Below are 26,372 nucleotides of genomic sequence, written 5' to 3' on the forward strand. Positions count from 1 at the left end.
TGGCTCCTAGTGACGGATGAAAAGCCGCTATTCTGGCCTTTCAGCGCCGGTTGATAAACTGCGCCGCGAGCGAATCACCTTGAAAAACATTCCGAAAGTGCGGAATGTGCAGGACCTTGCATTCTTCGAAGCAATGGCCGAAAGCGGCAGCCTGTCCGAGGCGGCGCGTCTGTTGAGCCTGTCGCCGGCGGTGGCCGGCGCGGTGCTGAAGCGGCTCGAGGTCTCGCTCGATGTGGGGTTCTTGGTACGCACCACGCGCAGCATGCGCCCTGAACCGAGACGCAGCTAAGCACCGCTTCAAGCGACCTGAACGCCACGCGCTTCAATCAATATGCGCAGCGATGCGCTGCCCTACAACATGGACTTTCCCTGCGCGAGGATGGTGTCGCAGACCCGTTTCGTGGCTTCGGCCTTCAGGCCGCCGCCGCTCAGATCGAGCTGCTGTCCATTGCTGCCACTCAGAAGGCCTTTCGCGCCGCTCCTGTAGCCACTGTCGGATGTGGAGGAACCACCTGGAAGTTTGCCCATCAGCTTGTCCTTCACGGATGCCGGACCATCGCCGCCGAGGTAATTGTTCCTGATGCAGAACTCGAGCACACCGGCAACATTCCCCACACTGCTCGACTTGAGCGACTGGCCGGATAATGCGCCGCTCAATCCTCCGGCCGCTTCATGGCTGCCGCCAGGATTGACGGCGCGTTTGCCTTGCTCCATCAAGTCGCCGAGCTGTGCATGCGCGCCACCAGCTGCGAGCAGCGAAGCCAGAAGGACTTCGATCAGTACGACCCGATGGCCATAAAACTTCATGTCATGTTTGTTCATAGCGCTTCACCGCTGCAGTGAGATCAGGTGAGATCAAGCCCGCGTTTCAAGATGCGCGGAGGCTTCCCGCTTTCCCGCGACATCCGGTTCCCGCAGGTCCTGCTGCAGCAGCATGCGATACAGCACTCCTGCAAGCAGGCCGCCGAGCAGCGGAGCGAGCCAGAACAACCACAATTGCGTCAGCGCCCAACCACCGACGAACAGGGCCGGGCCGGTGCTGCGTGCGGGATTGACCGATGTGTTGGTCACTGGAATGCTGATGAGATGGATCAGCGTAAGAGCCAGTCCGATCGCGATGCCGGAAAATCCGACCGGCGCCCTGGTATGCGTTGCGCCAAGAATGATGAGCACGAACATGAAAGTCATGATCAGTTCCGTGATCAATGCAGACTCGATCGAATACCCGCCGGGTGAATGTTCGCCATATCCATTGGCGGCAAACCCCTGCTGCACATCAAAGCCCGGCTGGCCTTTGGCGACAATGTAGAGAACGAGAGCGGCAACGATGGCTCCGCCTACCTGCACTGCGATATAAGGGCCCAGCTGTTTTGCCGGAAAACGGCCGCCAGCCCACAAGCCTACCGATACTGCCGGATTGAAGTGTCCGCCCGAAATCGGGCCGAATGCATACGCCGCGGTAAGCACCGTCAAGCCGAAGGCCAGAGACACGCCTGCAAGGCCGATACCCACTTCCGGAAACTTCGCCGCCAGCACGGCGCTGCCGCAGCCGCCAAGGACCAGCCAGAACGTGCCGAGAAATTCGGCGAGCAATTTGATCGCGAACATGGTGCACCTTCATGAAAAAGCCAGCGCTCCCCGTGCCAGCGGGGCCGCCAGATCATGGTAGTAAGCATTTCATGCCGGTCATTGAGCTATCTCCTATCCATGGGACATGGACAGGCATGCGCAGATTCAGCACGTCGCCTTGCTCCTTGTGCGTATTGTTCATGGCGTATCGGCGGATTCGTGCCACGTTTCTTGTGATGAGCGGGTTCCTTGACCTGCCTTAATGGCAGCAGACCAGTCCCGGGGCGCGAACATCACGCCGCCTGCCTTCATGCTTTCTGCCTGCCGGTGCGCCAACGTCCCGTGCGCATCGAATGGCACCGCGCCTACCGTGATTCTGGCGCAGACCAGGAAGGGTCACGGCATGGGCGCGACCGGCCAGCCTGAGTTGCTCCTCGGCGCGGCGCAGCGTGTCCATACCGCACCCAGGACGCGATAGGTCCGTTCGAAGATGTCAGGCCTGACGATGCCGTGCCTGCATGGTTCGTACTGCAGCAACCAGTCGCCCGGATTCCCGTTCAGAACAGTGCCCATTGCGTTCATCTCCAACTGGACCGCTGATTCGAGCCGCAGCGCCACGCAGGCAAGCACACGCTTGTGATACCTGCCATCCTCGCCTGCGGCGGTCGGCGCGCAAGCCTGATAGGTACGCGCAAAAACATCCGCGCGCACCGGCCAGGACTCGCCCGCCACGCCGGTGACGATCGCGTCGCCGGCACAGTAGGGCATGGCGCCTTCGAGCGTGCGGCAGATGCCGGCGCGATGCGCCCAGCTGACCTCGACGGCGAGCGGCAGGCTTTCCACGCGCAGCGACCTGGCGTTGGCCGAAATATCTGTCGAGCGTGGCAGAAAGAGCGGTGTCAAGCGGGCACTTCGGCGCGCTGCTCATTCACCAGCGCGCGCCATTGCTCGTTTTCCGATGACATGATGCGCGCCGCTTCGATCGCATTCAGCCTCAGAACGATGCTGCTCTCCTTGCTGACTACGGCACCGGCAAATGCGGCCGCACAGGCCCGTCCGCGCTCTTCTTCCTCCTCGATTTCGCGGCGCAATTCCGTGAGCTGCTGCGCCGTCTGCTTGGAGGCACTGGCGATTCGGCCGTACTCGAGCTTGGTAGATATGCCATGCAGGCCCGCCGCCAGCGCCGGCCCCGCGGTCGTCAGCAACACGGTGTATTCGAACCAGTGCTGGTGATGGACTGCATCGAAGAAATGCGCGCCAGCCACCGTCACCGCGAGCCAGAAAATCAGCAGCATCACAAAGCGCAAGCCCTTCTCACGCTGTTCCAGCCTTTCGCTATTGCCGTCGTGGTAATCGATCTGGCCCTGTATTTCGCGACAGAGTCGCGTTGTCAGACTGTCGGCGGCCGCATTGCGCGCGCGGCCATCAACCGCATCGGGTTCAATGCCCTCTGTGGCGAGCAGCCTGCGCAACAGCCACGCTTCAGCGCTATGCAGCGTGAGCGCGCCGGACGTGAGATCTACCCTGAGCAGCGGCTGCGCGTAGCAGTCCGGCAGCGCCAGGAACGGCCGCGTGACCGCCAGATAGCGCAGTTGCTCGGCAAGGAAACGGTGGCCCAGCCAACGCTTGTGCCAGCGGCTGCGCCGGTGCCAGGAAAGCAGGAAGATGATGGCAGCCAGAAAGCCTGTCTCCAACATGGGCCAGACGCCAGCAAGCCCATGCTCTTGCGCCCCTTTCGCAGAAGCCAGCATGCCCATCACCGCCGCGGCGACAGCAAATGCGGACAGCAGATAGATCATCCAGACGCAGCTGCGGTGGTTGCCCGCTGCGATGCCAGCGCGTCTCTCGTTCCAGTTGCGTCGCGCCAGCAATGCTGGCGGCAAGGCGAAGGCGGGTCCGGATGGGCGCTGCGCGGCCGCCTCAGCGGGCAGCATGCCGTCGCGATGACGCTCATCTTTCTCCGTGCTTCGCGCTATCCCGGCGAAAACGCGAAGCACGCTTGCTACGGTGCGCCCGATGCTGACGAAGGCCGCCGCCATGAAGCGATCCAGGGCGCTTGCGTGACGAATTACGACGTTATCCGTATCGCGTTCCTCCGCATAGGCGCGCAACGCGTGCAGCGGCCCGGCATCGCTGCCGCGCACAGACCGGTATTGCGCCGCTGCCGCTGCGAGCGGATTGATCCACCAGCGCAGCGAAACGCTCACCGGCGAAACGGTGGCCGAGAATATCCCGTCTTCGCCGCGCAGCAGACTGGTGCTGACGATGCCGTTGTCGAGTTGATGCAGCACGCTCTTGTTGATCCTTGCGGGCAGCAGCTCGCGCACCGTGCCGTCGGCATCTATCCAGAGAACCGGCATGAGCTGCCTGGCTGCCTGGTGCAGCAGCGCAAGAATGCGGCGCGCATCTGCACTCGCGTCGCCGCCGTCCCAGATGAGGATCACCAGATCGGCATGCGCCAGCACATAGTTGTCGTGCATGCCTTGCTGCGCGTTCATCTCATCCACCTGGTCGGGGCCGATGCGGTGCGGTTCGTAGCCGGCGGCCTGCGCCACCTGGGCAATGTGCGCATCGCAGTGCGCAGCCATGCCGTGCAGCAGGCGGAAGCGGCTGGGGGCGCGCGCATACAGGCTTGCCCCGAAGAGATCGGCGTCGGTGCCACCCTCTCCGCATGCGGACCGGATCTGGCCGAGCATGTCGGCCAGCGCGACACGCGTGAGCACGTCCGGCGCGCTGGCCGCGTCGAAGGATTCCGCGGCGACGAATACGTTGATGCCGGGCGTGAGCGCCGGAAAGCGGGATGATGCGTATCGATCGTGTCTGGTCATTGCCTGGGTCTTTCCTCGTTGCGTGATGGGTGTTCCTGTCGCGCGAGCGCATCAGACCGGTTTGGCGAGTTGCGCGTAAGCGACCTGGCGCCAGGTCGCGTTGCTGTCGTCGAGCACAGCGCAGGTCTCGACGGCGGCGTCGATCAGGATGCCCGGATCGTCTTCATCGACGTTCGCCCGCACTGTCCCGAGGATGCGGCGCAGGCGTACTGCGGTCTCAAGGTGCGCCTGCTGCAGTCGGCCGATCTCGAGAAAGGCATTCACGAAGTGCAGGGTGCCTGCCAGCGCCGGCAGGAAGGCGGTGACGAGCAGCATCGCCGCCGGGTTGTAAAAGGGCTGGAACCATGCCAGCGCAACCGTAACGGCGAAAATGCCGAAGCTGATCCGGTTCGTCAGCGCGCCGATGGCTGCGTAGTCCTCGCTCTTGCGGTGGTTGTATTCGATCTGCCCTGCCGGCCCTTCAAGCAGCCGCGACAATTCGGCCGCCAGCGGACGCAGCGCGGCGTGCGCCTCGCGCCGCGCATTGTCGATGCGGCGCCTGAGCTCGGCGCAGCGCGCGGCTTCCGCCGCCTGTCGCGCCGCGAGCCAGTGCCGGTGCATGCCTCGCCTTTTCACCTGCCAGGCCAGCAATGGTCCGGACAGCATCGCGCAAGCCCTGAACAGCATGACTGCCATTGCATCGCGGCCATGAAAACCGATGGCGGACGGCAAGATGGAAAGCAGCACTCCCGTCGCGGATGCGAAGCCGATCAGCACGCCCGCGCCGCGGTAGGCTTCGCCCAGCCGTGTGGCCAGGGCATCGGCCGCATCGGCGGCATCGGCCGTATTGAGCCCTTGCGCCTGGTTCGGCGCATTGCATGCAGTCGGTGGATGACTTCGTCGTTCCAGCGCTGACCGCCTTGCGCGCGCGGCCCGGCGCCGCCGCGCCGGCCAGGTCAGCAGACGCAGATAGGCATGGTAGGCGAGGCGCAATGGCAGATCCATTATGTCCATCGGACCGTGCGGGGCCTGGTGCCGCATTCGAGCCGGATCAGTCGTCATCATGCAGCGATGGCGAATGCGCCTTCCGGCACCGCGTCTTCGATGCGGGCCGGATAGCGCGCGAGTTCATCCCTGCCCGCACGACCCTGGCCTTCAGGCGATCGTCCATCCATTCCGATATGGTGCGATCAACCGAGGGCTGGGAAATGGAAACGGCCATGGCAAGTTCTGGTTATGGTTATCTGCGATGCTTCCTCATCGGAAGCAGTGGCCATCGAGGCATGAACGGGAAGTCCGCATGTTTCATCGGCGTCTGTGCCGCAGAATGTTAGCGATTTTAGAACGATTTGCCCAGCCGGCAACCATCTGTGCAAGCGGTGTCATCGGCGCGGAACCCGCTGCTCAGAGAAAGCCATCGAAGTGCGCGATGTCGAAACGCGTCTCGGCAACGGCCTTGCCTATCGCCTGGAACACCGGCAGCGACGCGATGTCGTCGAGCTGAAAGCGATTGCCGGCGAAGGAGGCGCAACCGATCGCATCGAGTCCGCGCAGCGTCAGCTCCGCGTTGTAGCGGGCATAAGTGAACAGCGGCGGCAAGCCCCAGCCGGCCGAACCGTGCAGGCCTCCGACTTCGGCGTCGATCGGTTCGCCGGCCACGCAGCGGCCGAGGATGCGGCAGGCCAGGTCCTGTTCCGCCGAGCCCGCCGCCATCAGGGACCTGACCGCCTGCCCGATGGTCGCCGCAAGCTGATTGGTCTTCCAGCTCGGCTGGGCGATCTCGACGGGGCAGCTGCCGGTACCCACCGAGACCAGCAGCATGCGGTCGGCGCCATTCGGCCAGCCGAGCCGATACGCCGGCAAGCTCGCCATCTGGAACAGTTTCATCGCGGGGTTGTTCAGCGAAGTCAGCGCGCCGTCGCGAAAAAGATAAGTCCGCCCGCCTATGCGGATCGCCTCGGCCGGAAACAAAAGGGGCGCCGCGGCGCTTGCGCGCACCAGTTGCCACAGCGGGATATCGAGATTGCATTCTTCGCCGGCCTGGTTGAATAGCGCCTGCGGATTGCTCGATACCGGCCATGGCGAGCAGGTGGACGCGTTCAGCATGACCAGCATCAGCAGCGACTTGAGCCTCCCGGAACCCAGCGTGGTGTCGGAGCCGAGCACTTCCCTGAGCAGGCGCTCGAAGCCGTCCGGCTGATACTTGCTGAAGATGACGCGGCTGAGCGGGTTGCGATTGATCTGGAAAATGTAGCGCGCACTCTCGAAGTAGAAGCGCCGTATGTCGTCCACCGCCATGCCCAGGCTCAGGCAGGTGGCGATGATGCCGCCGGTGCTGGTGCCCGCGATATAATCGAAATAGTCTGACAACACCAGATCAGCGTCGCCAAGGGTCCTGCGCAGATCGCTTTCCATCCGGGCCAGTACTTCCACCGCGAGGATGCCTCTCAAGCCGCCGCCGTCGATGGCAAGCAGCCGCTTCTTGTCGTCATGACGTTTCCTGAACGGCGTGCTGAGCATAATCTGTTCCAGATGTTGTAGCGATCCGAAGAATACTATAAGGGAGAGTGCGGGCGTGGAAGTATCCGAGCAAGAGGGCCGACCGGGCCGCTGGCGCATGGTGCTGCTGTTGGCTGCCGCGGCTCTCGCCATCGGCCTCGGCACATGGGGCAGTTGCCTGTTCCTGATCGCGTCCGGCAAATACGCGGGCCTGGCGGATGCCGCCTATCGTTCGCTGCAGCTGTTCGCTTTCAATCTTTACGATTCCGGTCCGCTGCCATGGCAGCTCGAGGCGGCGCGCTGGCTGGCGCCGGCGACGACCTTGGGAGCCATCTACAGCGCAAGCATCGCCATGCTGCGGCGTTACGGCGCAGCATGGCGGCTCGCCGCGTTGCGCGGCCACCTGGTGATCTTCCATGCCGATGTCGAAGCGCTGGCGCAGCGCGCGGCGCGGCCAGTGGTGCTGGCTTGCACGGGGCAGGGCGCGTCTCTGCTGCGCATGGGACGTCACTATCGCCTCACGCTGGCCGCGCTGTCCGATCTCGTTGTCCGGTCTCGCGCCTGTCATGCCGATGCGGTCCTTGGGTATGTGGCGGATGAAGACGAAGCACTGGCGCTGGCGCGGGAACTGCATCAGGCCTGCCGCAGCGCCGGCCGGCGCGATCTGCCACTTACCCTGGTGCTCTCTTCGCAGCAAATGTGCGCCCGCCTCGAGTCGATCGAGACGGTATGGGAGCCCGAGCTCAGGCCGTTGTTCATCACGCCTTCGGAAGTGGCGGACATGAAGGTTTGCCAGGCGATTGCGGGGACGCTGGGCGCGCTGGCGTCGTCAGCGGCTCCGATATGCATCGCCTTGCATGGCGATGGGCACGCATGCCTGCGTATCGCCAGGCGCCTGTCCCTGCTGCTGCAGGCGGCTCCCGTGCGACGAGTGCAACTGGCGCTCGTCGGGACGGCCGACGAAGCCTTTGCCGGGCAATTGGCGCTGCTGCGCGACGCGGCGCCGCAGATCGATTGGGAGCCCGCGCCGCCGGAAACTCCCGAACCGGCTGCAGCGCCGCGCGACAATGTGCTGCATGTCTTCTGCGCCGCTTCGCCCGGGCTGCTGCTCGACCTGATCCGCCATCGGCGCGAGGCGCACGACATCGGCGGCGGCGCGTGCATCGCGGTGTTGCCGCGGCGCTGGCGTTCCCGCGCTGCGCTGGCCGCGCTGCCGGACAAGGACTGGATCGCGGTCACGGCGGACCTGGACGAGGAAATCTCGGGCAGCCTGCTCGATCCCGCATTGGAAACGCTGGCCGAGCGGATCCATGAGCACTATCGTGGCAGCGATGCCTCGGGGCCGGCCGCGCTGCCATGGGCCGACCTGCCCGCCAGGTACAGGCGGTCTTCGCGGCTGCAGGCCGAAGCGGTGCCATTCAAGCTGCTTGCGCTGGGCATACCGATGGAAGCGGCGCTCGCTGATGCCGCGCCGGTCGAGGCCGCGATCGCCGCGCGAATCGAAGCCCTGTCGCAGGCCGAGCATGCGCGCTGGATGAGCGAGAAACTGCTCGGCGGCTGGCGGTATGGCGAAGTCCGCGACGACCGCCGCAAACTGCATCCCTGCCTGCTGCCGTATGCGCAGCTGCCGGAAGCGGAAAAGGAAAAGGACCGCCAGATGTGGCGCCTGCTGCCGTCGCTGCTGCGCGAAGCCGGCAGGCAGCGCGCCGGGTAAGCGCGGCGTGCCAGCCGCGCACGCGTTGTGCATCGGTACTTCGTTCGCCGACACGCGGGACCGGACCTTGCCAGGAAAATCGGCAATTCTTGCGCTATGCATGCCATTTTGCAAACGGAAAAGTTGATAAAGTTTTACGTTGTACGGTATGCTCTCCGCTCATTCATTCCAGCCATTCCCATCCATGAAACAGGCGTTCGTCAGCCACGCGTCGGAAGACTATGTCGTCGCCAAGGCCATCTGCCGCATGCTGGAAGAACGTGGGATCAGTTGCTGGATTGCGCCGGACGACCTGGTTGCGGGACGGTCCTACGGCAAGGAAATCATCAAGGGCATCGAGGAGGCGAGCGTCACGCTGCTGCTGCTGTCGCGCCACTCGAACGTCTCGCAGTTCGTATGCAGGGAGATCGAACGCGCCGTCAGCAAGCACAAGCCGGTATTGCCGGTGCGGCTCGAGGATGTGCAACCGTCGGACGACCTTGAACTTTTTGTCGCAGCGAACCAGTGGATCGATGTCTGGCCCAGTCCACGCGCCGAGACGCTCGACCGCCTGGCCGACGCAATCCGGCAAAGCAGGGCGGTTTCGATGGCAGTGCCCGTCGCTGCCAAACCCGAAATCAGGTCCGAGGGAACAGGAGGCGAACAACCACCGCCGCGGCCTGTCCTCGCGCGCAAGCTCGTGCTGGCGGGCTGTGCAGGCATCGCCGTGATCGCCGGCGCGGCCGCGTGGCAGATGGCTGGGCGCTCGGCGACCCCGGCTGCGCCGGCCGTAGTGGTGCCAGCGGCGCAAGCGCAACGGCCGGCGCAGGCCGAGCCGATCCCGGCCAGCCAGGATCGTCGTCCCGCACAGACCGCTACTGTCGAATCCGGGCCATCCCCTGCCGCCGTAGCGCAGGACAGCGTCGCGCCGGTGCCCGCCACCGCTCCGGCTTCGATTCCCCGGGCGGAACAGGCGCAATCCAAGCCCGCAGCCGCTGCGCCTGCGGTAAAGCAGGCCGCGGCGTCGCCCACGCCGTCCCATGCGGAAGCGCCGAAGCCGCCGAAGAAGAGCGTCGGCGTGAAAGTCGCCTCTGCCGCGCATGCCGAAGCGCCAGCAGCGACGCATCATGCCGCAAGTACCCGCAGCGCCAGCTGCGTGCAGATACTCGAGCGGGCCTCGTTGGGAGAGCCGCTCAGCAAAGAAGACAATGCCACTCTGAGGACGCAATGCTGAAGACTCCGCGTATGTATCGCCTGATTCTGGCCAGTGCGCTCGCCGTGCCGCTGACCCTGCTTACGTCCTGCGCCGTGCATCAGACGGCCAGGCAGGAAACCACCGCGTCGTTCGACCAGGCGCTCGATGCGGCCACCGACGACCTGATCGCGCAGACGCAGAAGCTGCCGGTGTTTCTGAACAAGGTCGAAGCAAAGCTGAACAAGCTGAGCAACGCCGGCATCATCGTTGTCGACCCGATGCTGGACGGCGCCAGCGGCCAGCAGACCGAGGTCACGAAGAAGGCCGAGCAGCGGCTCGTGCAGCGGGTGCAGGCGCGCTTCCCGCAGTTCTCGGTGCTGCCATTCAATGCCGAGGACATGGCCAAGGCACAGTATGTGCTGAACGGCACCATCACTCGCATGGGCAACGGCGCAAGCTACCGTTTGAATCTGGCGCTGACCGAAGTCAAGACCGGCGTGGTGCTGGCACAGGCTGGCGCGCGCATTGCGGGCTCCGCGCTGGACACGAGCCCGACGCCGTTCTATCGCGACAGCCCGGCGCTGTCGAAAGACCGGGTCGTGGAAGGCTATATCCGCACCTCGCAGACCAGCGCCGGCCAGCCGGCGGACCCGGTCTACCTGGAACGCCTGCCGACCTCGGCGCTGCTGGCCGAAGCCAATGCCGCCTACAACGCCGACAGGCTCACCGATGCGCTGAATCTGTACGAAGCAGCGGCGAAGCGACCGGACGGGCAGCAGCTGCGCGTCTATAACGGCCTGTACCTCGCCAACTGGCAGCTGCGCCGCACGGCAGAGGCCGAGAAGGCATTCAGCGTGATTGCGCAGCTCGGACTGGCTACGAACAATCTGAGCGTGCGCTTCCTGTTCAAGCCGGGATCGACCGATTTCCTGGCAGATCCGAAGATCACCGCGCCTTACCCGATGTGGATACGCCAGATCGCGCGCCAGGCGGCGCAGGCAGGACAATGCGTGAACGTGATCGGACACACCAGCCGTACCGGCAGCGAACAGACCAACGAGCGCCTCTCGTTGCAGCGCGCTGATGTCGTCAAGAAGCGTCTCGAGCAGGAAGACCCGGGCCTGGCCGGCAAACTGCGCGAGGAGGGCCTGGGCTTCCGCGAAAACATCATCGGCACCGGCACCGACGACTCGCGCGACGCGCTGGACCGCCGCGTCGAGTTTCGCGTCATCTCCTGCGGCGCGGCGTGAGTGTAAAGCGCCGCAGCGCCGGCGCGCATTCGATCGGGACCGCAAGCTTGCCCGCCCGCGGCTGAGGCGGCCGCGGCGCACCCGGCTCGGGCAGGCTCGCCGAACGCTCGGGCGCAGAAATACCAGCAGGTTGGTCCTGGCGCGACGTAATGCGCCGCAAGCCGGGCGCTGGAAAGGAATCTGCCTTGGGGCCAGCATCCGAGCACGCCCTTGCTCCGCTGTGCAGTGCTGCTAATGGCCGGCCATGCATGAGCCATGCGGCCGCACCGGCGGCATGGCTGCCCAGTTGCGTTCTTATCGCGTGGTTCCCTATCACCTGGTGGTCGACGCCCCTGGCGCATGCCCGTCTTCAAGCCCTACGGCAGCATGAGGGCGCCGTCGTCACCTGTGCCGGCCCACGATCACCAGCCTGCATGGCATTGCAGCGCAATGTTCCATCGACACCGGGGCCGTGAGATCCTCTCAGAAGCCGTTGCGCAAGGCCACGTACACCAGTGTGCCGACCAGCATGCTCAGAAGCGCATTCCTGCACTTCAGCTGCAGCACGATTACGCAAGCCACGGCAATGAGCTCGAACCACGGCCCGTGCCCATGCTCTGCTGCCGACGTTGCGCCCGTATGCAACAGGAGCAGCGTCATGATGGCCAATGGCAGGAATTTTCCGAGCCGTTCCACGAGCGCATGGCGCCGCAGCCATTGCGCGGCGAAAAACGGCAAGGCCCTGAGGAGAAAGGTGACGCCCCCCATTGCCACCAGCACGCCTAGCACATAAGCCTTATCCATGACTCTGTTCCCTTGCGCTCGGCTTCCATGGCAGCAACAGCGCCGCAAGCAGACAGAGGCCGATGGCGACGACCAGGGCATGTCGAGGGAAGGCCATATGGGCGATCGCGTAAGCCGCAAGCGCGGTCCATAGCGGAACGGATGCGCTGCGGCTGCGCCATTGCTCAACCGTCAGCACGGCAAAAAGGCTGGTAAGGATGAAATCGAGCCCCTGCAGCGGGATTCTTGCCTGCGTCCCGACTACGGCGCCGATCCCGGTTCCGAGCACCCACCAGCACTGGTTGAGGAAAATCAGCGCGGCCATTCGTCGGGTGCCGCAGTCGCTCGGCAAGGCGGTGAGCGTGGAATAGGTTTCATCCGTCAGGCCAAATGCCATGTACCAGCGCAGCCATCCCTTTGCGGGAAAGCGATCGAGCAGGGAAAGTCCGTAGAACACATGGCGCAGATTGACGACGAGGGTGGCCACGGCGATCGGGCCCATCGGCATGCCTGCGACCAGCATCGGAATCATCATGTACTGCGATGCGCCGGCATACACCAGAATGCTCGCGAGCATGGCTTGCCACCAATAGGCGCCTGCCTGCACGAAGAGGAAGCCAAAGACCGCGCCAAGCGGGATATAGCCGATGGCCACTGGCGTGGTCAGCGTGAGTATGGTTGGGTGAGAGGCTGGCGTGTCTTTGGTATTCAAGGCGATGCTGAAACTGCGACGCGGATCGAAGCGGATTGCCGGGAAAGCGAAAGGCGCGATTATACGTTGAGCTGTCAGGGCACCGGCGCTACGTCATCCTGGTATCCGTGTCCGCGCAGCTGCATGCGCCGCGAAATCCGAACGCAGGCTTGTTGAATGAATTACAGTGCTGCACTTCATCAAACCGGACGACCCTATGCCGCAAAACGACATCTCAGCTCTCGGCCAGGAATGGACCACCCTGCAGAACAACCATGAGGCCTATGAAAGGAGCAGCCTGCTGATCAAGCTTTTCGCCATCGCGCTGCTGGTCGCCTGCATCGCCATCGAACTGGATGCGGTGACGACTGGCCTGCTCATGCTCGTCATGTGGATACAGGAAGGCATTTTCAGAACCTCGCAGTCGCGCATCGGAGAGCGCATCCTGCGCATCGAAAGTTTGCTGAAGCAAGCTGCGCCGCAAACCCCCATCGCTTACCAGCTGCACAGCGAATGGCAAGCCAGCCGCCCGGGGTTTCTCGGCCTGCTGGTCGAGTACGGCCGCAGCATGGTGCGGCCGACAGTTGCGTTCCCGCATCTCGTACTGATTCTGTTTGTCATTGCATGGCCCATGCTCGGCTGAAGACTGGGCGGTCCCGCTGCCTCGCATGCGAGTCGAGCCGCGTGCCTCCAGCGATTTACCGAAGTCCTTCGCACTTTGCTTAGGCCTTAAGCCTTAATACTTGCCAACACTTAACGCGAACAAGCGAGCGAAACGTTTATCAGCGCATTGCTCGACGTCGCGCCTCATAGCGCCTGGGCACTTCAACACCATGCCTTTTCCAAGGCGCTACCCAAGCGCATGACGAAAGATGATTGCGTCCACGGACTGTGAAACCGATGCAACACTTGTGAACGCCCTTTCATATTTGCATTTACTTTCCTTATAGAAACAACCAGAATGCGGTGTCCGTTCACCTTTCGGTAGCACTGCATCCTCTGTATCGCTCAAGTTCATCTTCGATGATGGAAAGAGCCGGGCATGGAAGGTCTTCCGGAAGCGCTCCACGCGAACGATTTCAAGCCTCTGCAACACTGCTCGCGATGAAAGCAGCTTGGTTCACCCTGGCGTTTAGCGTGCCAACCGCTTTCAGCTTGCAGGATGCACTCCTAAATCAAAGCTGAAGAAGAATGAAGATTGCGAATTTAAAGATAGGCATGCGGCTCGGGCTCGCATTCGGTGCGGTATTGATGCTCATGGTTGCGATGCTCTTTACCGGCATCTGGGAGCTGTCCCGTGTCATGGATGCGAAGCAGCGGGTGAAGGAATTTGAATTCAAGAATCAGCTCGTCCGGGAGTGGATGGGCGCCACCAGCGCCAATGCCGTGCGTGGCTATGCGGCCATCAAGACCAATGACATCGAGGATGAGCGCTATTTCCGCAAGGAGATCGACCAGAGCCGCGACCGGAACAACGCGATTCAGAAACAGCTCGAGGAGCTCATCAAAAGCGCCGAAGGCAAGAAACTGCTGGCTGATGTCAGTGAGCGTCGCAGCAAGTATCTCGAGATTCGCAACAGACTGATTGCGATGAAGGATGGCGGCAAGGCAGACATCGCCGACATCGCTGCGCGCTCGCGAGCCGAGATGGTTCCCGCGATGAACGACTATCTGAAGGCGATGGAAGCGCTTCGCGCCTATCAGCAGAAGCTTGTCGAAGAAAATGACGAGTACATGAATCAGGTGTATGGCGAAGCGAAAACCCTGCTGATTGCCTTCGCATGCGCGGCCATTGCCATCGGCGCCGTCCTGGGCTGGCTGCTGTCGCGCAGTGTCACCGTGCCGCTGGCCGCGGCAGTCGATGTCGCACAGAAGGTGGCTTCCGGTGATCTGACGACCCAGATCGAAGTGAAATCCTCGGACGAGGTCGGCGCGTTGCTGAGTGCGCTGCACACCATGAATTCCAGCCTGTTGAAAACGGTTTCCGAGGTGCGCATGAGCACCGATACCATTGCGACCGCATCCAGCGAAATCGCTAGCGGCAACATGGACCTGTCCTCTCGCACCGAGCAGCAGGCCTCTTCGCTGGAGGAGACGGCTTCCTCGATGGAAGAGCTGACCTCCACCGTCAAGCAGAACGCCGAGAATGCGCGTCAGGCGAACCAGCTTGCGCAGACGGCATCGGATGTGGCCAGGAACAGCGGCGACGCGGTGGCCAGGGTGGTGGAAACGATGGCGGATATCGATACGGCTTCGAAGAAGATTGCGGACATCATCACCACCATCGACGGCATCGCGTTCCAGACCAATATCCTTGCGCTGAACGCTGCGGTGGAGGCGGCGCGCGCCGGCGAGCAGGGACGCGGCTTTGCGGTCGTGGCATCCGAGGTGCGCAGCCTGGCGCAGCGCTCCGCTGCGGCGGCAAAGGAGATCAAGGACTTGATCCACAGCTCGGTGGAAAAGGTCAACGCGGGCACGCAGCAGGCCGCGCTGGCCGGCAGCACCATGAATGAGGTGGTGAGCAGCGTGCAGCGCGTCACCGACATGATGGCCGAGATCACGGCTGCGAGCGCCGAGCAGAGCGCCGGCATCGAGCAGGTCAACCAGGCCGTCACGCACATGGATCAGGTGACCCAGCAGAACGCCGCCCTGGTGGAAGAGGCGGCTGCGGCAGCTGCTTCGCTGCAGGAGCAGGCGGGCAGCCTGGCGCAAGCGGTCAGCATCTTCCGGGTCCATGCTCAGCCGCAGCATGCAGTGGCGGCGACATCGAAGGCTGCCGGCGCGCTGACACGCCCGGCAGCACAGCGCAACGCCTCTTCGTCTTCGAAGGCGGCGCGTACTCCCGTACTGGCCAGCGCCAGCCGATCGGCCGCGCCAAACCACAGCGGTGAAGAATGGGCTGAATTCTGAAGCGATTCCGATGCGGGATGACAAACCGGCCAATGGCCGGTTTTGTTTTTTACGGAGCATCCTTACCGCTTCCGGCCTTGACAGCGCGCATGGCCATGCCGGCAAGCGTGTTCTTTAACGGTAATGGCAGCCGCAGCGCATTTCCTCGCTGACGCTTGACCCAAAGCAATTGCTTCTTCCTGAGCTATTGCTATCTTCTGGCCATTATCAATTTGTCACTGACTTCCGGAAAGCTTCCATGTCCAGATACTTCGCTCTCTTCCTTGCCGCTCTTACGCTGCTATCCGCCACAGCATGCTCCACCATCGGCGATGCGCTCGCCGACAAGGGTTCGGGCCAGGCAAGGGTGTACAACGCTTCCTTCGATCAGGTGTGGAACGCGGTGCCGGACGTCTTGCGTGAACTGGGGCTGAAGGAAGAAGGCTTCCACAAGGGCTCAGGTTACGTAGTCGCGCGCAAGAAGGTGGTGGGACAGGAAGTGGCGGACAACCTGGCGGTGTTCGTTGACAAGGCCGATAGTGCCAACCGCACCCGGGTCGAGGTCGTGGCCAAGAGCACGCTGATGCTCGATCCGCTCAGCAGGAAATGGGAGACGCGGGTCCTCGACAAGCTTTCGGAAAAGTTTCCGCGCTGAGCGCAGTCAGGTCGTAGCGGGGCGACCGGCGAAGCATCAATCATGCGAGGTGCCACCGCCCTCAGAGGAGGCACCGTGCATGTCGCTGGCCATCTGCGCATGAAAGGCGTAGGCATAGCTGCGAACGCTGGACAGCAGATCGATGCGTGACGGCCACTTCTCGATATAGTCGTTGGCGCCCGCCTCGAATGCCTTGAGGCGGTAGTCCGAATCCACGTAGGCGGAGAGCAGGATGATGGGAAGCGCGCCGAACAAGGGATCCCGACGCAAGGTCTGAATGACCGAGACGCCATCAACAATGGGCATGCGCATATCGAGCAGAAGGACATCAGGCATGAATTCGCGGCACTTCGACAGGCACTGCTCGGCACGGAACAGGCATTCGGCAATCACCTCAGGCGCAGTGTGCAGCAGTTCCAGCGTCAGTTCGGCCGAAGCCTTGTCATCGTCCACTACCAGAACTCGCATTGGAAACGCTCCGTGTTGTCATTGAGGCCGTTGCAGCCGATAGGGAGGCGCCCAACATGTCAGGCATTCTAAGCGCAGGGAAATGCTTGTGAGAGAGAAATATCAACGAACTCGTCGGTATGCATAGTGAAATGCAGGCTTTGCGCCACCGGATGGGGCATCGACAGGCTTGGAACAAGTCAGGATTTGATGCGGCGCGAATCACAGGCGCGAAGGTGGCCTAAAGTTTTTCGGCATACAAGGGATTTCTCGAGGAACTTTCATTTTGCTCGTGGCATAGTACGGCTTTGCCTGAAATGCCCATCTCCAAACGGCGCAAACCTCTCTCTGTCATCCGTAATCGCTTGATGCACCAGTGTGGCAGGCGCATGCGTTGACGAGTAGCACACACTTTAAGGATGGATTTCGTGCCGGCGGCCGGACTCTTGGAAATATCACGCATGGCGAGCGTCATCTTGCTCATCGCCTTCGCTTTTCTCTACGCAGTGTGGAGAAGGGAACGCAAGCGTCATCAATTACTGGCCCGCGATCATGCGCGGCTGCAGGCTGACCATGACACCATGGAAGGCATGTGGATCGATGCGCCGCTGGGCCTGGCAATACTGGACCGGGAACTGCGTTATGTGCGCATCAACAGACTGCTTGCCGACATCAATGGTCTGAGCATTGAAGAGCACGCCGGCAAATCGCTGCGCGAGATAGTCCCGGATCTCGCGCCGCAGGTGGAAGAACTCTTTCTGAATGTCATTCGCACCGCCAAGCCATTGCTCGGCATTGTCATCGGCGGCGAGACCTCATCCCAGCCCGGCGTGGAACGCTTCTGGCGCGAGAATGTTTACCCGATCATGTCCACGCACGGCCGTGTCCTTGGATTGAAGGTCACCATCGAGGAATGCACCGAGCAGAAGCGCCTTGACGACGCCTTGCGCGCCAGCGAGCAGCGTGAACGGCAACGGGCGATGGAACTCGAGACCGTGATGAACGCCGCGCCAGCGGGCATATTCATTACGCACTCAACGACCTGCAGCGATGTCGCAATCAACGCCGAGGCCATGCGCATGCTGCGCAGAGAAGCGAGCGAGCAGCTTTCGCTGTCATGCCCTGGTGAGAAGAATTATCAGATCTTTGCCAATGGTGAGTTGCGTGAAGCTTCCAGTTTGCCATTGCAGGTTGCGGCGGCAAGCGGTATGGCGGTACGAGGGCAGGAGCTGGAGCTTCGCTTTCACGATGGCGCGGTCATGTCGATTCTCGCCAACGCCGTGCCACTGCATGATCGTGAAGGCGTCGTCACTGGAGCCGTCGCGGCCTTTGTCGATATCACGGCGCAGAAGATGGCTTCCGACATGCTCCAGCAGGACAGCCAGCGCAAGGATCAGTTCATCGCTACGCTCGCGCATGAACTGCGCAACCCGCTTGCGGCAATCCGCACCGGACTGGACCTGATGAAGGTATCGCCGACATCGCTGAGCCTGGTCACGCGCACCCGCGACATCATGGAGCGCCAGCTCGGACACCTGGTGCGTCTCATCGACGACCTGCTGGATGTTTCGCGCATCAATACCGGCAAGCTGGAAATGCGGCGCGAGCCCATGTCCCTGGCAGAGGTCATCGATAACGCGCTGGAAGTCAATGCGCCGTTCATTGAAGATTCCGGGCATACGCTCGAAGTGAGTGTTATCGCGACGCCGCTCTATATAGAAGCTGACCGGGTCCGCATCGAACAGGTGCTGACCAATGTGCTGCACAATGCGGCGAAGTACACGCCAGCCGGAGGCAAGGTGACGGTCACGGTTACGGAAGCAGCCGGCGAGGCAATCATCTGCATCGCTGACAATGGCATAGGCATCGACCCCATCGTGCTGCCATCGCTGTTCGATATCTTCAGCCAGGCCGAAGCCGGGCGCGACTTGCGCAAGGGTGGCATCGGTATCGGCCTGTCCCTGGCGCGCAAGCTGGTGGAGCTGCACGGCGGAAAGCTCACCGCCAGTAGCGACGGTATCGGCAAGGGAAGCACCTTCACGATCCGCCTTCCCCTGTGTGAAGTGCCGATCATCAAGGCGCCGGCCAGCGCAAGCTCGGCAAGCACGCATGGGCCAATGCAGACGCAACGCATACTGATCGTCGACGACAACACGGACGCAGCATTAACCCTGGCTTCCTTGCTGGAGACCTGCGGCCACCGTATCGCAACGGCTCACACCGGCACGGAAGCGATTGCCAGCGCAAAGACGTTTTATCCGGACATCGTCTTCCTCGACATCGGACTGCCTGACATAAGCGGCCTTGATATCGCAAGAATGCTGCGGCGGGAAGAGAGGCTGCGCAACGCGAAGCTGGTCGCCCTGACCGGATGGGGCTCGGTGAATGACCGGACCGCGACGAAAGAGGCTGGCTTCGATCTGCATTTCACCAAGCCCATCAACATCGATGCACTTCGCCTCGGCCTGCCCGAACTCAAGTTGCCGCTTGCCCATTGACCATGGATGGCAAGGGCCACGCTGCGTACTGACTGCATGCGCTCACTCTGCCGGCTCGGCGTATTGCGAAGACAGGCCCCATTCAAAAGCGAATACGGGCCGCAATCCGCCTGCCGCGGCAGGACCGGGCATGGGCATTGCCCGACGCGAATACCGTAGCGCTGAGAAAATCCTTAGCTCGCTACCCCGGGTTCCGTTGCAAATGCGAGAAAAGGACGTCCGCATCGAATTCGACAATGCGAGCCGAGAAAGACGTCAGCCGACGGAACCGCAGGCAAGTCGGCCTATCTGACCGGCATTGCAATGGCAGCGTGCGTCGCTCGGGTTGTCCGCAGGGAGGCCCATCCGAAGCGGAGCGGCGGCGCGCAGCGCTGCCTGCCATTCTCAACCCTGCAAGGAGATCTCCATGGCTACCATGAACAAGAACACCCCAGTCGTTGCCGGCATGTTTCCCGACCGTGCCAGCGCGGAACAGGCGTATCAGGACCTGTCCGCACGCGGCTACGGGCAGAAGGATGTCAACCTCGTCATGAGCGATGAAACCCGCAAGCGCCACTTTTCCGGCAAGGATGCGGTCAAGACTGAACTGGGCACCAAGGCGGCCGAAGGCGCGGGCATCGGTGCGGGCGTTGGCGGTGCGCTCGGCGCGATCGCCGCTGCCATTGCCGCTGTCGGCACATCGATCGTGTTGCCCGGCCTGGGACTGGTCGTGGCTGGTCCGTTGGCTGCCGCGCTGGCCGGCGCTGGTGCAGGCGGCGCCGCCGGTGGCCTGCTCGGCGCGCTGGTCGGATGGGGAATCCCGGAAGAGACAGTGAAGCACTACGAAGCGGGGATCAAGAATGGCGGCATTCTCATGGGCGTGAAACCGCGCAGCAGCGAAGATGCGCAGTATTTCGAAACGCGCTGGAACAGCAAGTCCGCCGCCACGGCCGCCACGGCCGCCACGGCAGGAACAGCAGGCGCGCGTATGCAGGACGCCGGCACCATTCCCGTGGTGGAAGAGCAGCTCGAAGTCGGCAAGCGTCAGGTTGAACTCGGCACGGTGCAGGTGACATCCCATGTGGTCGAGAAGCCGGTGTCGGAAACCGTGACGCTGCGTGAAGAGCATGCGTCCATTGAGCGCCGCCCGGTCAATCGACCCGCTTCCGAAGCGGATCTTGCCGCGTTCAAGGACGAAACCATCGAAGTCCGGGAAACCGCCGAGAAAGCCGTGGTCAGCAAACAAGCGCACGTGGTCGAAGAAGTCGTGGTGGGCAAGGAAGCGACTTCAAGCACCCAGCAGATCTCGGATACGGTGCGCAAGACCGTGGTGGATGTCGAGCGCGACGGCGGCACCGGCCTGAGCAACTCCAGCGCCTATGAAGATGAGTTCCGCAAGGACTATGCGACGCGCTATGCCGGTACCGGCGGCAGCTACGACGACTATGCGACTGCCTATCAATATGGGACGACGCTGGCATCGGATAGCCGATACGGCGGCCGCTCCTGGGATGAGATCGAAGCCAATGCCCGCAGCGATTGGGAAGGGCGCAATCCCGGTTCGACCTGGGACAACATGAAGGCAGCGGTGCGCCACGGCTGGGAAAAGGTCACCGGCCAACGGCGTTGATGCGGCAGGCACATGGCCGGGGGCAATAGGTGCCGGCCAGGTTTGCTGCACGGCATGCGGCGTTAACAGTGCATCGGCGCCGCACGCCGTATATACCGTCCTGGATGCGGTCTGACTCTGCCGCCACATGGTTCCCGAGCGCTGTAACCTTGAGTTGGGAATGGCGTCTACATCGCGCGGCGCCATTGTTCCGCGGGTCCTCGCGCATAGCAAACTGAAAGGATGCTCATGAAGAAAATAGTGTTCATTGTGTTGGCCGGTCTTTACGCATGCAGCGCTTTTGCCGCGTCCGACAAGGACACGGCGGCGGTGGTGAAAGATGAGAAGGCGGACAACACCCAGCACAAACCTGTGGTGAAGAACGCCTCTCCGAAAGCCACACAACATGCGAAGGAAGAAGCCGACAAGACCAAGGCGCAGGCGGAAAAAGGCGATGCCAAGTCTGTAGGCGGAATGAAATAGGCTTTGATCATACTGATGCGCCTTGCTCATGTGCTGTTCAACATCGCTGCTGCTCAACGTTCCTATGCATGACCCTTTTTATTTCCGACGGCGGCCGTGAGCTTAGCCGCAACCGCAAGCAGACCTTGAACGCAGATCTGGATAGGGGCAGCGGCTTCACCTGTTCACCCGCTGCCCCATCCTGTGTTCTGTCCGGACGGGAATGAAGCCGCCTTGTTGATGTTTTTGCGATCAGGCAGCCATTGCGCTTGGCCATGGCCGCAATCTCGACCTCACTTCATCTCGCAGCCGTCTCTTGCTTCGGCAAATGAGACGCAAGCAGATCGGGTCGGCATCAGGAGACGCTTGGAACAAGATTCTCACCACCGGATACCTCGATTACGGTTCCGGTCACATAAGGATTGGTCATCAGGAACAGCGCCGCGTGCGCAATGTCTTCCGCTTTGCCCGCGCGCCGCGACGGGAACGTCTCTTCCACTTTCTTTCTAAGTCCCTCACGGGCTTGATCAGGCAAGAAGCTCCACATATCAGTATCGACAAAGCCGGGACGGATTGTGTTGACGCGGGTCGGCGCCAGTTCCAGCGCAAGGGAACCGGATAAGGCTTCCACAGCGGCAAACGTAGAGGTGACAGCGGCATAGCCGATCTTTGGTCGAGCCGCCATACCGCCGGAAAGAAAGGTGATGGAACCATTCGCCCGGAGATGCGGCGCGCCATAACGGGCACAGGCCCATGTACCCAGGAATTTTCCCTCCAGGTAGCTACGCACCCCGCGCATATCTGCGTCCATGAAACCGCCCCAGGTGCCGATGTCGGGCGCTGCGGTGACGACGAGGTGATCGAACGATCCGATGCGCTCGAAAGCCATGCGTACGGCCGTTTCGTCGCGCATATCCAGACTCACCTGCTCGAAATCGGCAAGGTCCGGACGTTCTTCCAGCGACGCGATGCGACGACTGGCGACGATCACCGTTGCACCCGATAAGCGTGCTGCGCGCGCGATTCCCAGACCGATCCCGGTCTTTCCTCCGACAACGACTAGTTTCTTTCCCGAGAGGTTCAACGATGGGGCGCTTGATGCACTACGGTCATGATTTGCTGTGTTCATGGTTTAGATCCTTTGGTCAGTTATCGAGTGCAGCCCAAGGAAGCGTATAGGCATGGTTCGAGCGACGATTGGGCAACGTCGTCAAAACAAAAGCTGGCGTGTCTGCACCTTGGGCTGTATTGCCACGGCCGTCATACGATGCTTTTCCTGGAATCATTCGCACCGGCTGACGGCATGAGGACAATAGTAATTAAGCCCAAATGCATTGATAATCCGCTCATCCTTCATGACACTTATTCCGAAACGGGATTAATATGCCGCGCATGCGACCGGCTCATGCAATAAGGCTAATGGTGAAGCGCATGCCGCGCGCGAGGTGGACAACCAGCTGATGGATAGGCAATGGATCGATTTCAGGAGTTGACCGCATTCGTTGCGGTCGTGGAAGCAGGCGGCTTTTCTGCCGCCGCGCGGCGTATCGGCGAGTCGCAGTCGGTGATCAGTAAATCCGTCGGTGCTCTGGAGAAGCGCCTTGGCGTGCAGCTATTCAACCGGAGCACGCGCAGCGTCACGTTGACCGATCATGGCCGCAAATACTACGAACGGACCAGGCCGCTGCTGGAAGAAATGGAGCAAGCGGACGGGGAACTGATGAACAGTACGCTCGAGATCTCAGGCCTCGTCCGGATCGCGACATCCGCTACGTTCGGCCGGCTTCATGTCCTCCCGCTCATTCCGGAATTGCTGGCGCTGCACCCGAAGCTCAAACTCGATCTCATCCTGTCCGACAGTGTGCAGGATCTGCTTGCGGAAAATGTTGACCTGGCGATCAGGGTCAGTCCCGTCTACAGTCCCGACGCCGTGGTCAGACGCGTGACCACCACTTCACTGGTGTGTGCCGGATCCCGTCGGTATTTCGAGCAGCATGGAATGCCGAGTCATCCTGAAGACCTGCAAAACCATAACTGCATCATTTACAACGGTGTCGACAGCTGGAATTTCGTCGGACCGCGCGGAAAATTCAGCGTACGGGTGAGCGGCAACCTTTCTTCCAATACAGTGGAGACGATGCTTTCTGCCGTGCGGGACGGCATCGGCATCGGCATGTTTTACCGTGCCTCCTTGGTCGGCGAATTGCGGTCTGCGGACATCATCACCGTTCTCGATCAGTTCATCAGTGAAACGAGGGATGTCAGCCTCGTCTGGCCGAATCGCAGATACATTTCCGCAAGAGTGCGGCAAGTGACTGAGTTCTTTGCGACAGCGCTCGCTCAGCGCATTTGAATTTCGGCTTACCGGTGCAGGGTGCGCGAGTCCTTGTGCAAACAAGCCTCTCAGCGTTGCGCACGGCAGGGTGCGGGAACGGTAGAGCTTTTGCGCGTGCCGAGCTCACCGTCCGCAGTGATCATCACGCCGCCGGACGGTTGCACGCCACAGCCATGCTTGCAGCCGGTGGCGGCTACAGCAGCTTGACGCTCCCAAAGACCCCGCCTGCGCTATCAGGCTCGGCTCATTCGCTATGTGCTTCAACGCCCTGCTACAGCAAGAATCCGTCTCCGCCACTGCCGGTGAGATCTGCGTTGCCGCTCGTTTCATCTTTCAGGTGGATGCCGGTCAGTTGCCGCTTGCGCGCTTCCGACAGCAGATAGTGCAGCTTCACCGCCGCATCCGGGTAGCGCATGCCCGCAGGCCTGACATTCGATATGCAGTTGCGGCTTTCATCGGTCAGGCCGACCCGTGGCTGCCAGGTCAGGTACAGACCCATGCTATCGGGGGAGCTGAGACCGGGCCGTTCTCCGATGAGCACGACGACCGCTCGCGCGCCCAGCACCGCGCCGACCTCGTCGCCGATGGCTACGCGGGCCTGCTCGACAATGGCGATAGGCGCGAGCGACCATTCCTCCGGCTCGATGCATTGCTGCAGCGCCTGCAGAAAGGGCGCCGCGTTCTGCTCGATGGCTAAGGCCGACAAGCCGTCGGCAATGACGATCGCAAGGTCGTAGGCGTCCTCTTCGCGGTCCATTGACTGCAGCGCAAGGCGGGACGGCTCGTCGAGCTGGCGGCCGAGGTCCGGTCGGTGCAGATAGACATCCCTGTTGGCCGCGGCCGAATGCAGTCGTAACACGGGCGGTGGCGATGGCAGCGCCTGTTCGATCATCCTCTGCAGCCGTGCCGCATCCAGCGTCTGGCGCACCGCATCGCGCGCCCGGGCGTGCGCAAGCTGAAACGCGAGTTGCGCCGCGGTAGGAACACTCACCCCGGCATGGCCCAGCCCTATCCTGGCCATCGTGAATCGGCGCAGCGGCTGCAACGGATCCTGCACCGGCTTGCCTTGCGACATCGCATCTCTCCTCAGGACAACCGCAGCAGCGCTTGCTGAAATGCCGGCGGCAGGCTTGTGCCCAGCCGCATGCTTCCATCGCCGCTGAAAATCTGCATCTCGCGCAACCATGCTTCGAACTCCGGCGCCGGGCGCAGCCCGAGCGTGCGCCGCAGGTACAGCGCATCGTGGAACGAGGTGCTCTGATAGCCGAGCATGACATCGTCCGCGCCCGGCACGCCCATGATGTAGTTGCAGCCGGCAACGCCCAGCATCGTCAGCAGCGCATCCATGTCATCGCCATCCGCTTCGGCATGGTTGGTGTAGCAGACGTCGCATCCCATCGGCAAACCGAGCAGCTTGCCGCAGAAGTGGTCTTCCAGGCCAGCGCGCAGGATCTGCTTGCCGTCATACAGATATTCCGGACCGATGAAGCCGACCACGGTATTGACCAGCAGCGGCTTGAACTTGCGCGCCACCGCGTAAGCGCGCGCTTCGCAGGTCTGTTGATCCACGCCGTGATGCGCATTCGCCGACAGCGCGCTGCCTTGCCCGGTTTCGAAATACATCAGGTTCTCGCCGACGGTGCCGCGTCGCAGCGACAGCGCCGCTTCCTGCGCTTGCTGCAGCAGCGCGAGATAGATGCCGAAGCTGCGGTTGGCCGCCTCGGTGCCGGCGATGGATTGAAACACCAGGTCCACCGGCGCGCCGCGCTCGATCGCGGCAAGCGTATTGGTCACATGCGTCAGCACGCAGGACTGCGTCGGAATCGCGTAGCGGCGGATGATGTCGTCCAGCATGCCGAGCAGGCGTACGACCTGCGGCACATTGTCGCTCGCCGGATTGATGCCGATGACCGCGTCGCCGCTGCCATGCAGCAGGCCGTCGAGCAGGCTGGCGGCAATGCCCGAGGCATCATCGGTCGGATGATTCGGCTGCAGGCGGGTCGACAGCCGTCCGGGCAGCCCGAGGGTATTGCGAAGGCGGGTTACGACGCGGCATTTGCGCGCCACCAGCACCAGGTCCTGGTTGCGCATGATCTTGGACACGGCCGCGGCCATCTCCGGCGTAATGCCGGGCGCAAGTTGCGACAGCGTCGTTTCATCCGCCTCATCGCCGAGCAGCCAGTCGCGAAAGTCGCCGACGGTCAGATGCCGTATGCGCTGGAAAGCGGCCGCGTCATGCGTATCGATGATCAGGCGCGTCACCTCATCGCTTTCGTAGGGCACCACGGCTTCATTCAGGAAGGTCGTCAGCGGCAGATCCGCCAATACCATTTGCGCGGCGACGCGTTCCTCGGCGCTGCCGGCTGCCACGCCTGCCAGGCAGTCTCCCGATCGCATCGGCGTTGCCTTGGCCATCAGATTGCGCAAATCGGCGAAGCGGTAGCTGCAATTGCCCACTACGCGGCTAAAGCGGCCCATGAGTCACCTCGTCATCGATACCCAGGCGGGCATGCGGTTCATGAGCCGCGGTGCCGGGCCCTGAACGGCGCACTGGCTCCATTCTCGCGTGTCAGGAGGCGACTTCCGTGTCCTTGGCCTGCGCCGTCGTATCACCCGCTGCGTCATTCTCTTCCTCGAGCGACTTCCGGTAGGCATCCTCGAGCGCCTGGCTCAACTCGTCGATGAACCTGCCGATGTGGATACTGGCAAGCGATTGCCTGTCCACCATCTTCTTTCTATCGCGCTGCCGCATATGCTGTCCCCTTGTGAGATTAGAACGGTTGCTGACTGATACCTTCACTGCCTCTTGAGTTCTTCCGCAGCGAATTCATCGCTGACCTGCGTCGCGCGGTCCTTGCGGTTGCGGTTATCCGCATATTTCGTTAAGCGCGCTACCTTGCCGATGAGTTTGCTCGGACGTTCCCGTATGGTTTGCGGATAGGCGACTTCCCCTACCCATTCCGCGGGAATTTCCACCAGCTTGCCGCGACGCATGCGATAGAACTTTCCATCCTTCTCGATCCGCTTCATGA

General features: G+C 62.2%; 25 protein-coding genes. 11 read left to right on the forward strand and 14 right to left on the reverse strand.

The features are described 5' to 3' along the window. Positions 1–16 precede the first annotated feature (16 nt). On the forward strand, positions 17–289 hold the full coding sequence (locus tag JJB74_RS11735; protein ID WP_200592058.1) for a helix-turn-helix domain-containing protein: 273 nt from the start codon (positions 17–19) through the stop codon (positions 287–289). Between the two features lie 62 nt (positions 290–351). On the opposite strand, the gene JJB74_RS11740 is transcribed toward JJB74_RS11735, so the two are convergent. The 6 genes from JJB74_RS11740 to JJB74_RS11765 form a co-directional block, all read right to left on the reverse strand. Then, positions 352–807, reverse strand: coding sequence for a DUF2501 domain-containing protein (locus JJB74_RS11740; RefSeq protein WP_200592318.1), 456 nt, complete (start codon positions 805–807; stop codon positions 352–354). A gap of 48 nt (positions 808–855) precedes the next feature. After that, positions 856–1,608 carry an aquaporin Z gene (aqpZ, locus tag JJB74_RS11745; protein ID WP_200592059.1) on the reverse strand — a complete coding sequence of 251 codons (753 nt, stop codon included), beginning with the start codon at positions 1,606–1,608 and terminating at the stop codon, positions 856–858. Between the two features lie 357 nt (positions 1,609–1,965). After that, positions 1,966–2,472 carry a PGDYG domain-containing protein gene (locus tag JJB74_RS11750; protein ID WP_200592060.1) on the reverse strand — a complete coding sequence of 169 codons (507 nt, stop codon included), beginning with the start codon at positions 2,470–2,472 and terminating at the stop codon, positions 1,966–1,968. After that, positions 2,469–4,397 (reverse strand): DUF4231 domain-containing protein, encoded by a 1,929-nt coding sequence (locus JJB74_RS11755; RefSeq protein ID WP_200592061.1) that lies wholly within the window; start codon positions 4,395–4,397, stop codon positions 2,469–2,471. Before JJB74_RS11755 ends, JJB74_RS11750 begins: the two co-directional genes overlap by 4 nt. Before the next feature lie 51 nt (positions 4,398–4,448). Next, a complete protein-coding gene (locus JJB74_RS11760) occupies positions 4,449–5,381 on the reverse strand; it encodes a hypothetical protein (RefSeq protein WP_200592062.1) in 933 nt (310 codons plus the stop codon). A 399-nt stretch (positions 5,382–5,780) separates the two neighbouring features. Next, a complete protein-coding gene (locus JJB74_RS11765; RefSeq protein ID WP_200592063.1) occupies positions 5,781–6,896 on the reverse strand; it encodes a patatin-like phospholipase family protein in 1,116 nt (371 codons plus the stop codon). A gap of 55 nt (positions 6,897–6,951) precedes the next feature. On the opposite strand from JJB74_RS11765, the gene JJB74_RS33920 reads away from it, so the two are divergent. From JJB74_RS33920 to JJB74_RS11780, 3 genes are all read left to right on the forward strand, one after another. Beyond that, entirely contained in the window at positions 6,952–8,589 is a 1,638-nt protein-coding gene (locus tag JJB74_RS33920) for a RyR domain-containing protein (protein ID WP_200592064.1), read from the forward strand. A gap of 184 nt (positions 8,590–8,773) precedes the next feature. After that, on the forward strand, positions 8,774–9,802 hold the full coding sequence (locus tag JJB74_RS11775) for a toll/interleukin-1 receptor domain-containing protein (protein ID WP_200592065.1): 1,029 nt from the start codon (positions 8,774–8,776) through the stop codon (positions 9,800–9,802). Beyond that, on the forward strand, positions 9,796–11,013 hold the full coding sequence (locus tag JJB74_RS11780; RefSeq protein WP_200592066.1) for an OmpA family protein: 1,218 nt from the start codon (positions 9,796–9,798) through the stop codon (positions 11,011–11,013). The genes JJB74_RS11775 and JJB74_RS11780 overlap by 7 nt, the downstream gene beginning before the upstream one ends. 462 nt (positions 11,014–11,475) lie before the next feature. Here JJB74_RS11780 and JJB74_RS11785 read toward each other — a convergent pair whose 3' ends face one another. Further along, positions 11,476–11,796: a branched-chain amino acid transporter permease gene (locus JJB74_RS11785; protein ID WP_200592067.1), complete on the reverse strand. Its 321-nt coding sequence runs from the start codon at positions 11,794–11,796 to the stop codon at positions 11,476–11,478. Then, complete coding sequence (locus tag JJB74_RS11790; RefSeq protein WP_200592068.1) at positions 11,789–12,487, reverse strand: AzlC family ABC transporter permease; 699 nt, start codon at positions 12,485–12,487, stop codon at positions 11,789–11,791. Before JJB74_RS11790 ends, JJB74_RS11785 begins: the two co-directional genes overlap by 8 nt. A 196-nt stretch (positions 12,488–12,683) precedes the next feature. Between JJB74_RS11790 and JJB74_RS11795 the strand changes: the two genes are divergently transcribed. The 3 genes from JJB74_RS11795 (at position 12,684) to JJB74_RS11805 (ending at position 16,010) form a co-directional block, all read left to right on the forward strand. Beyond that, positions 12,684–13,109 carry a hypothetical protein gene (locus tag JJB74_RS11795; RefSeq protein WP_200592069.1) on the forward strand — a complete coding sequence of 142 codons (426 nt, stop codon included), beginning with the start codon at positions 12,684–12,686 and terminating at the stop codon, positions 13,107–13,109. Positions 13,110–13,657: 548 nt separating this feature from the next. Next, complete coding sequence (locus JJB74_RS11800; protein ID WP_200592070.1) at positions 13,658–15,376, forward strand: methyl-accepting chemotaxis protein; 1,719 nt, start codon at positions 13,658–13,660, stop codon at positions 15,374–15,376. Positions 15,377–15,614: 238 nt separating this feature from the next. Further along, positions 15,615–16,010 carry a hypothetical protein gene (locus JJB74_RS11805; protein WP_200592071.1) on the forward strand — a complete coding sequence of 132 codons (396 nt, stop codon included), beginning with the start codon at positions 15,615–15,617 and terminating at the stop codon, positions 16,008–16,010. 36 nt (positions 16,011–16,046) lie between these two features. Here the strand turns inward: JJB74_RS11805 and JJB74_RS11810 are convergent, their stop codons facing one another. Beyond that, positions 16,047–16,478, reverse strand: coding sequence for a response regulator (locus JJB74_RS11810; protein WP_200592072.1), 432 nt, complete (start codon positions 16,476–16,478; stop codon positions 16,047–16,049). A 440-nt stretch (positions 16,479–16,918) separates the two neighbouring features. Here JJB74_RS11810 and JJB74_RS11815 point away from each other — a divergent pair, with 440 nt between their 5' ends. From JJB74_RS11815 to JJB74_RS11825, 3 genes are all read left to right on the forward strand, one after another. After that, a complete protein-coding gene (locus JJB74_RS11815) occupies positions 16,919–18,955 on the forward strand; it encodes a PAS domain-containing hybrid sensor histidine kinase/response regulator (protein WP_200592073.1) in 2,037 nt (678 codons plus the stop codon). 406 nt (positions 18,956–19,361) lie between these two features. Then, on the forward strand, positions 19,362–20,564 hold the full coding sequence (locus JJB74_RS33670) for a YsnF/AvaK domain-containing protein (protein WP_267913153.1): 1,203 nt from the start codon (positions 19,362–19,364) through the stop codon (positions 20,562–20,564). A gap of 228 nt (positions 20,565–20,792) precedes the next feature. Then, complete coding sequence (locus tag JJB74_RS11825) at positions 20,793–21,026, forward strand: hypothetical protein (RefSeq protein WP_200592074.1); 234 nt, start codon at positions 20,793–20,795, stop codon at positions 21,024–21,026. A 334-nt stretch (positions 21,027–21,360) separates the two neighbouring features. On the opposite strand, the gene JJB74_RS11830 is transcribed toward JJB74_RS11825, so the two are convergent. Beyond that, the gene (locus tag JJB74_RS11830; RefSeq protein WP_200592075.1) at positions 21,361–22,134 is read right to left on the reverse strand and encodes an SDR family oxidoreductase; all 774 of its coding nucleotides are present in this window, start codon (positions 22,132–22,134) and stop codon (positions 21,361–21,363) included. 342 nt (positions 22,135–22,476) lie between these two features. Between JJB74_RS11830 and JJB74_RS11835 the strand changes: the two genes are divergently transcribed. Further along, positions 22,477–23,358: a LysR family transcriptional regulator gene (locus JJB74_RS11835; RefSeq protein WP_200592076.1), complete on the forward strand. Its 882-nt coding sequence runs from the start codon at positions 22,477–22,479 to the stop codon at positions 23,356–23,358. 253 nt (positions 23,359–23,611) lie between these two features. On the opposite strand, the gene eutC is transcribed toward JJB74_RS11835, so the two are convergent. The 4 genes from eutC to JJB74_RS11855 form a co-directional block, all read right to left on the reverse strand. After that, a complete protein-coding gene (gene eutC, locus JJB74_RS11840) occupies positions 23,612–24,415 on the reverse strand; it encodes an ethanolamine ammonia-lyase subunit EutC (protein ID WP_200592077.1) in 804 nt (267 codons plus the stop codon). Positions 24,416–24,426: 11 nt separating this feature from the next. Next, on the reverse strand, positions 24,427–25,818 hold the full coding sequence (locus tag JJB74_RS11845) for an ethanolamine ammonia-lyase subunit EutB (RefSeq protein ID WP_200592078.1): 1,392 nt from the start codon (positions 25,816–25,818) through the stop codon (positions 24,427–24,429). A gap of 91 nt (positions 25,819–25,909) precedes the next feature. Continuing rightward, positions 25,910–26,092 carry a hypothetical protein gene (locus JJB74_RS11850; protein ID WP_200592079.1) on the reverse strand — a complete coding sequence of 61 codons (183 nt, stop codon included), beginning with the start codon at positions 26,090–26,092 and terminating at the stop codon, positions 25,910–25,912. Positions 26,093–26,136: 44 nt separating this feature from the next. Then, entirely contained in the window at positions 26,137–26,370 is a 234-nt protein-coding gene (locus JJB74_RS11855) for a hypothetical protein (protein ID WP_200592080.1), read from the reverse strand. Positions 26,371–26,372: the final 2 nt, after the last annotated feature.

The sequence above is a fragment of the Noviherbaspirillum pedocola genome (assembly GCF_016632335.1).
GTDB classification, from domain to species: Bacteria; Pseudomonadota; Gammaproteobacteria; order Burkholderiales; family Burkholderiaceae_D; genus Noviherbaspirillum_A; species Noviherbaspirillum_A pedocola.

Coding starts and splice junctions, on each gene's coding strand:
- aqpZ (WP_200592059.1), bottom strand. CDS start 1,608: ATGTTCGCGATCAAATTGCTCGCCGAATTTCTCGGCACGTTCTGGCTG.
- JJB74_RS11850 (WP_200592079.1), bottom strand. CDS start 26,092: ATGCGGCAGCGCGATAGAAAGAAGATGGTGGACAGGCAATCGCTTGCC.
- JJB74_RS11810 (WP_200592072.1), bottom strand. CDS start 16,478: ATGCGAGTTCTGGTAGTGGACGATGACAAGGCTTCGGCCGAACTGACG.
- JJB74_RS11800 (WP_200592070.1), top strand. CDS start 13,658: ATGAAGATTGCGAATTTAAAGATAGGCATGCGGCTCGGGCTCGCATTC.
- JJB74_RS11825 (WP_200592074.1), top strand. CDS start 20,793: ATGAAGAAAATAGTGTTCATTGTGTTGGCCGGTCTTTACGCATGCAGC.
- JJB74_RS11780 (WP_200592066.1), top strand. CDS start 9,796: ATGCTGAAGACTCCGCGTATGTATCGCCTGATTCTGGCCAGTGCGCTC.
- JJB74_RS11765 (WP_200592063.1), bottom strand. CDS start 6,896: ATGCTCAGCACGCCGTTCAGGAAACGTCATGACGACAAGAAGCGGCTG.
- JJB74_RS11845 (WP_200592078.1), bottom strand. CDS start 25,818: ATGGGCCGCTTTAGCCGCGTAGTGGGCAATTGCAGCTACCGCTTCGCC.
- eutC (WP_200592077.1), bottom strand. CDS start 24,415: ATGTCGCAAGGCAAGCCGGTGCAGGATCCGTTGCAGCCGCTGCGCCGA.
- JJB74_RS11815 (WP_200592073.1), top strand. CDS start 16,919: ATGGCGAGCGTCATCTTGCTCATCGCCTTCGCTTTTCTCTACGCAGTG.
- JJB74_RS11805 (WP_200592071.1), top strand. CDS start 15,615: ATGTCCAGATACTTCGCTCTCTTCCTTGCCGCTCTTACGCTGCTATCC.
- JJB74_RS33670 (WP_267913153.1), top strand. CDS start 19,362: ATGGCTACCATGAACAAGAACACCCCAGTCGTTGCCGGCATGTTTCCC.
- JJB74_RS11835 (WP_200592076.1), top strand. CDS start 22,477: ATGGATCGATTTCAGGAGTTGACCGCATTCGTTGCGGTCGTGGAAGCA.
- JJB74_RS11830 (WP_200592075.1), bottom strand. CDS start 22,134: ATGAACACAGCAAATCATGACCGTAGTGCATCAAGCGCCCCATCGTTG.
- JJB74_RS11760 (WP_200592062.1), bottom strand. CDS start 5,381: ATGGATCTGCCATTGCGCCTCGCCTACCATGCCTATCTGCGTCTGCTG.
- JJB74_RS11795 (WP_200592069.1), top strand. CDS start 12,684: ATGCCGCAAAACGACATCTCAGCTCTCGGCCAGGAATGGACCACCCTG.
- JJB74_RS11740 (WP_200592318.1), bottom strand. CDS start 807: ATGAAGTTTTATGGCCATCGGGTCGTACTGATCGAAGTCCTTCTGGCT.
- JJB74_RS11855 (WP_200592080.1), bottom strand. CDS start 26,370: ATGAAGCGGATCGAGAAGGATGGAAAGTTCTATCGCATGCGTCGCGGC.
- JJB74_RS11755 (WP_200592061.1), bottom strand. CDS start 4,397: ATGACCAGACACGATCGATACGCATCATCCCGCTTTCCGGCGCTCACG.
- JJB74_RS11775 (WP_200592065.1), top strand. CDS start 8,774: ATGAAACAGGCGTTCGTCAGCCACGCGTCGGAAGACTATGTCGTCGCC.
- JJB74_RS11735 (WP_200592058.1), top strand. CDS start 17: ATGAAAAGCCGCTATTCTGGCCTTTCAGCGCCGGTTGATAAACTGCGC.
- JJB74_RS11785 (WP_200592067.1), bottom strand. CDS start 11,796: ATGGATAAGGCTTATGTGCTAGGCGTGCTGGTGGCAATGGGGGGCGTC.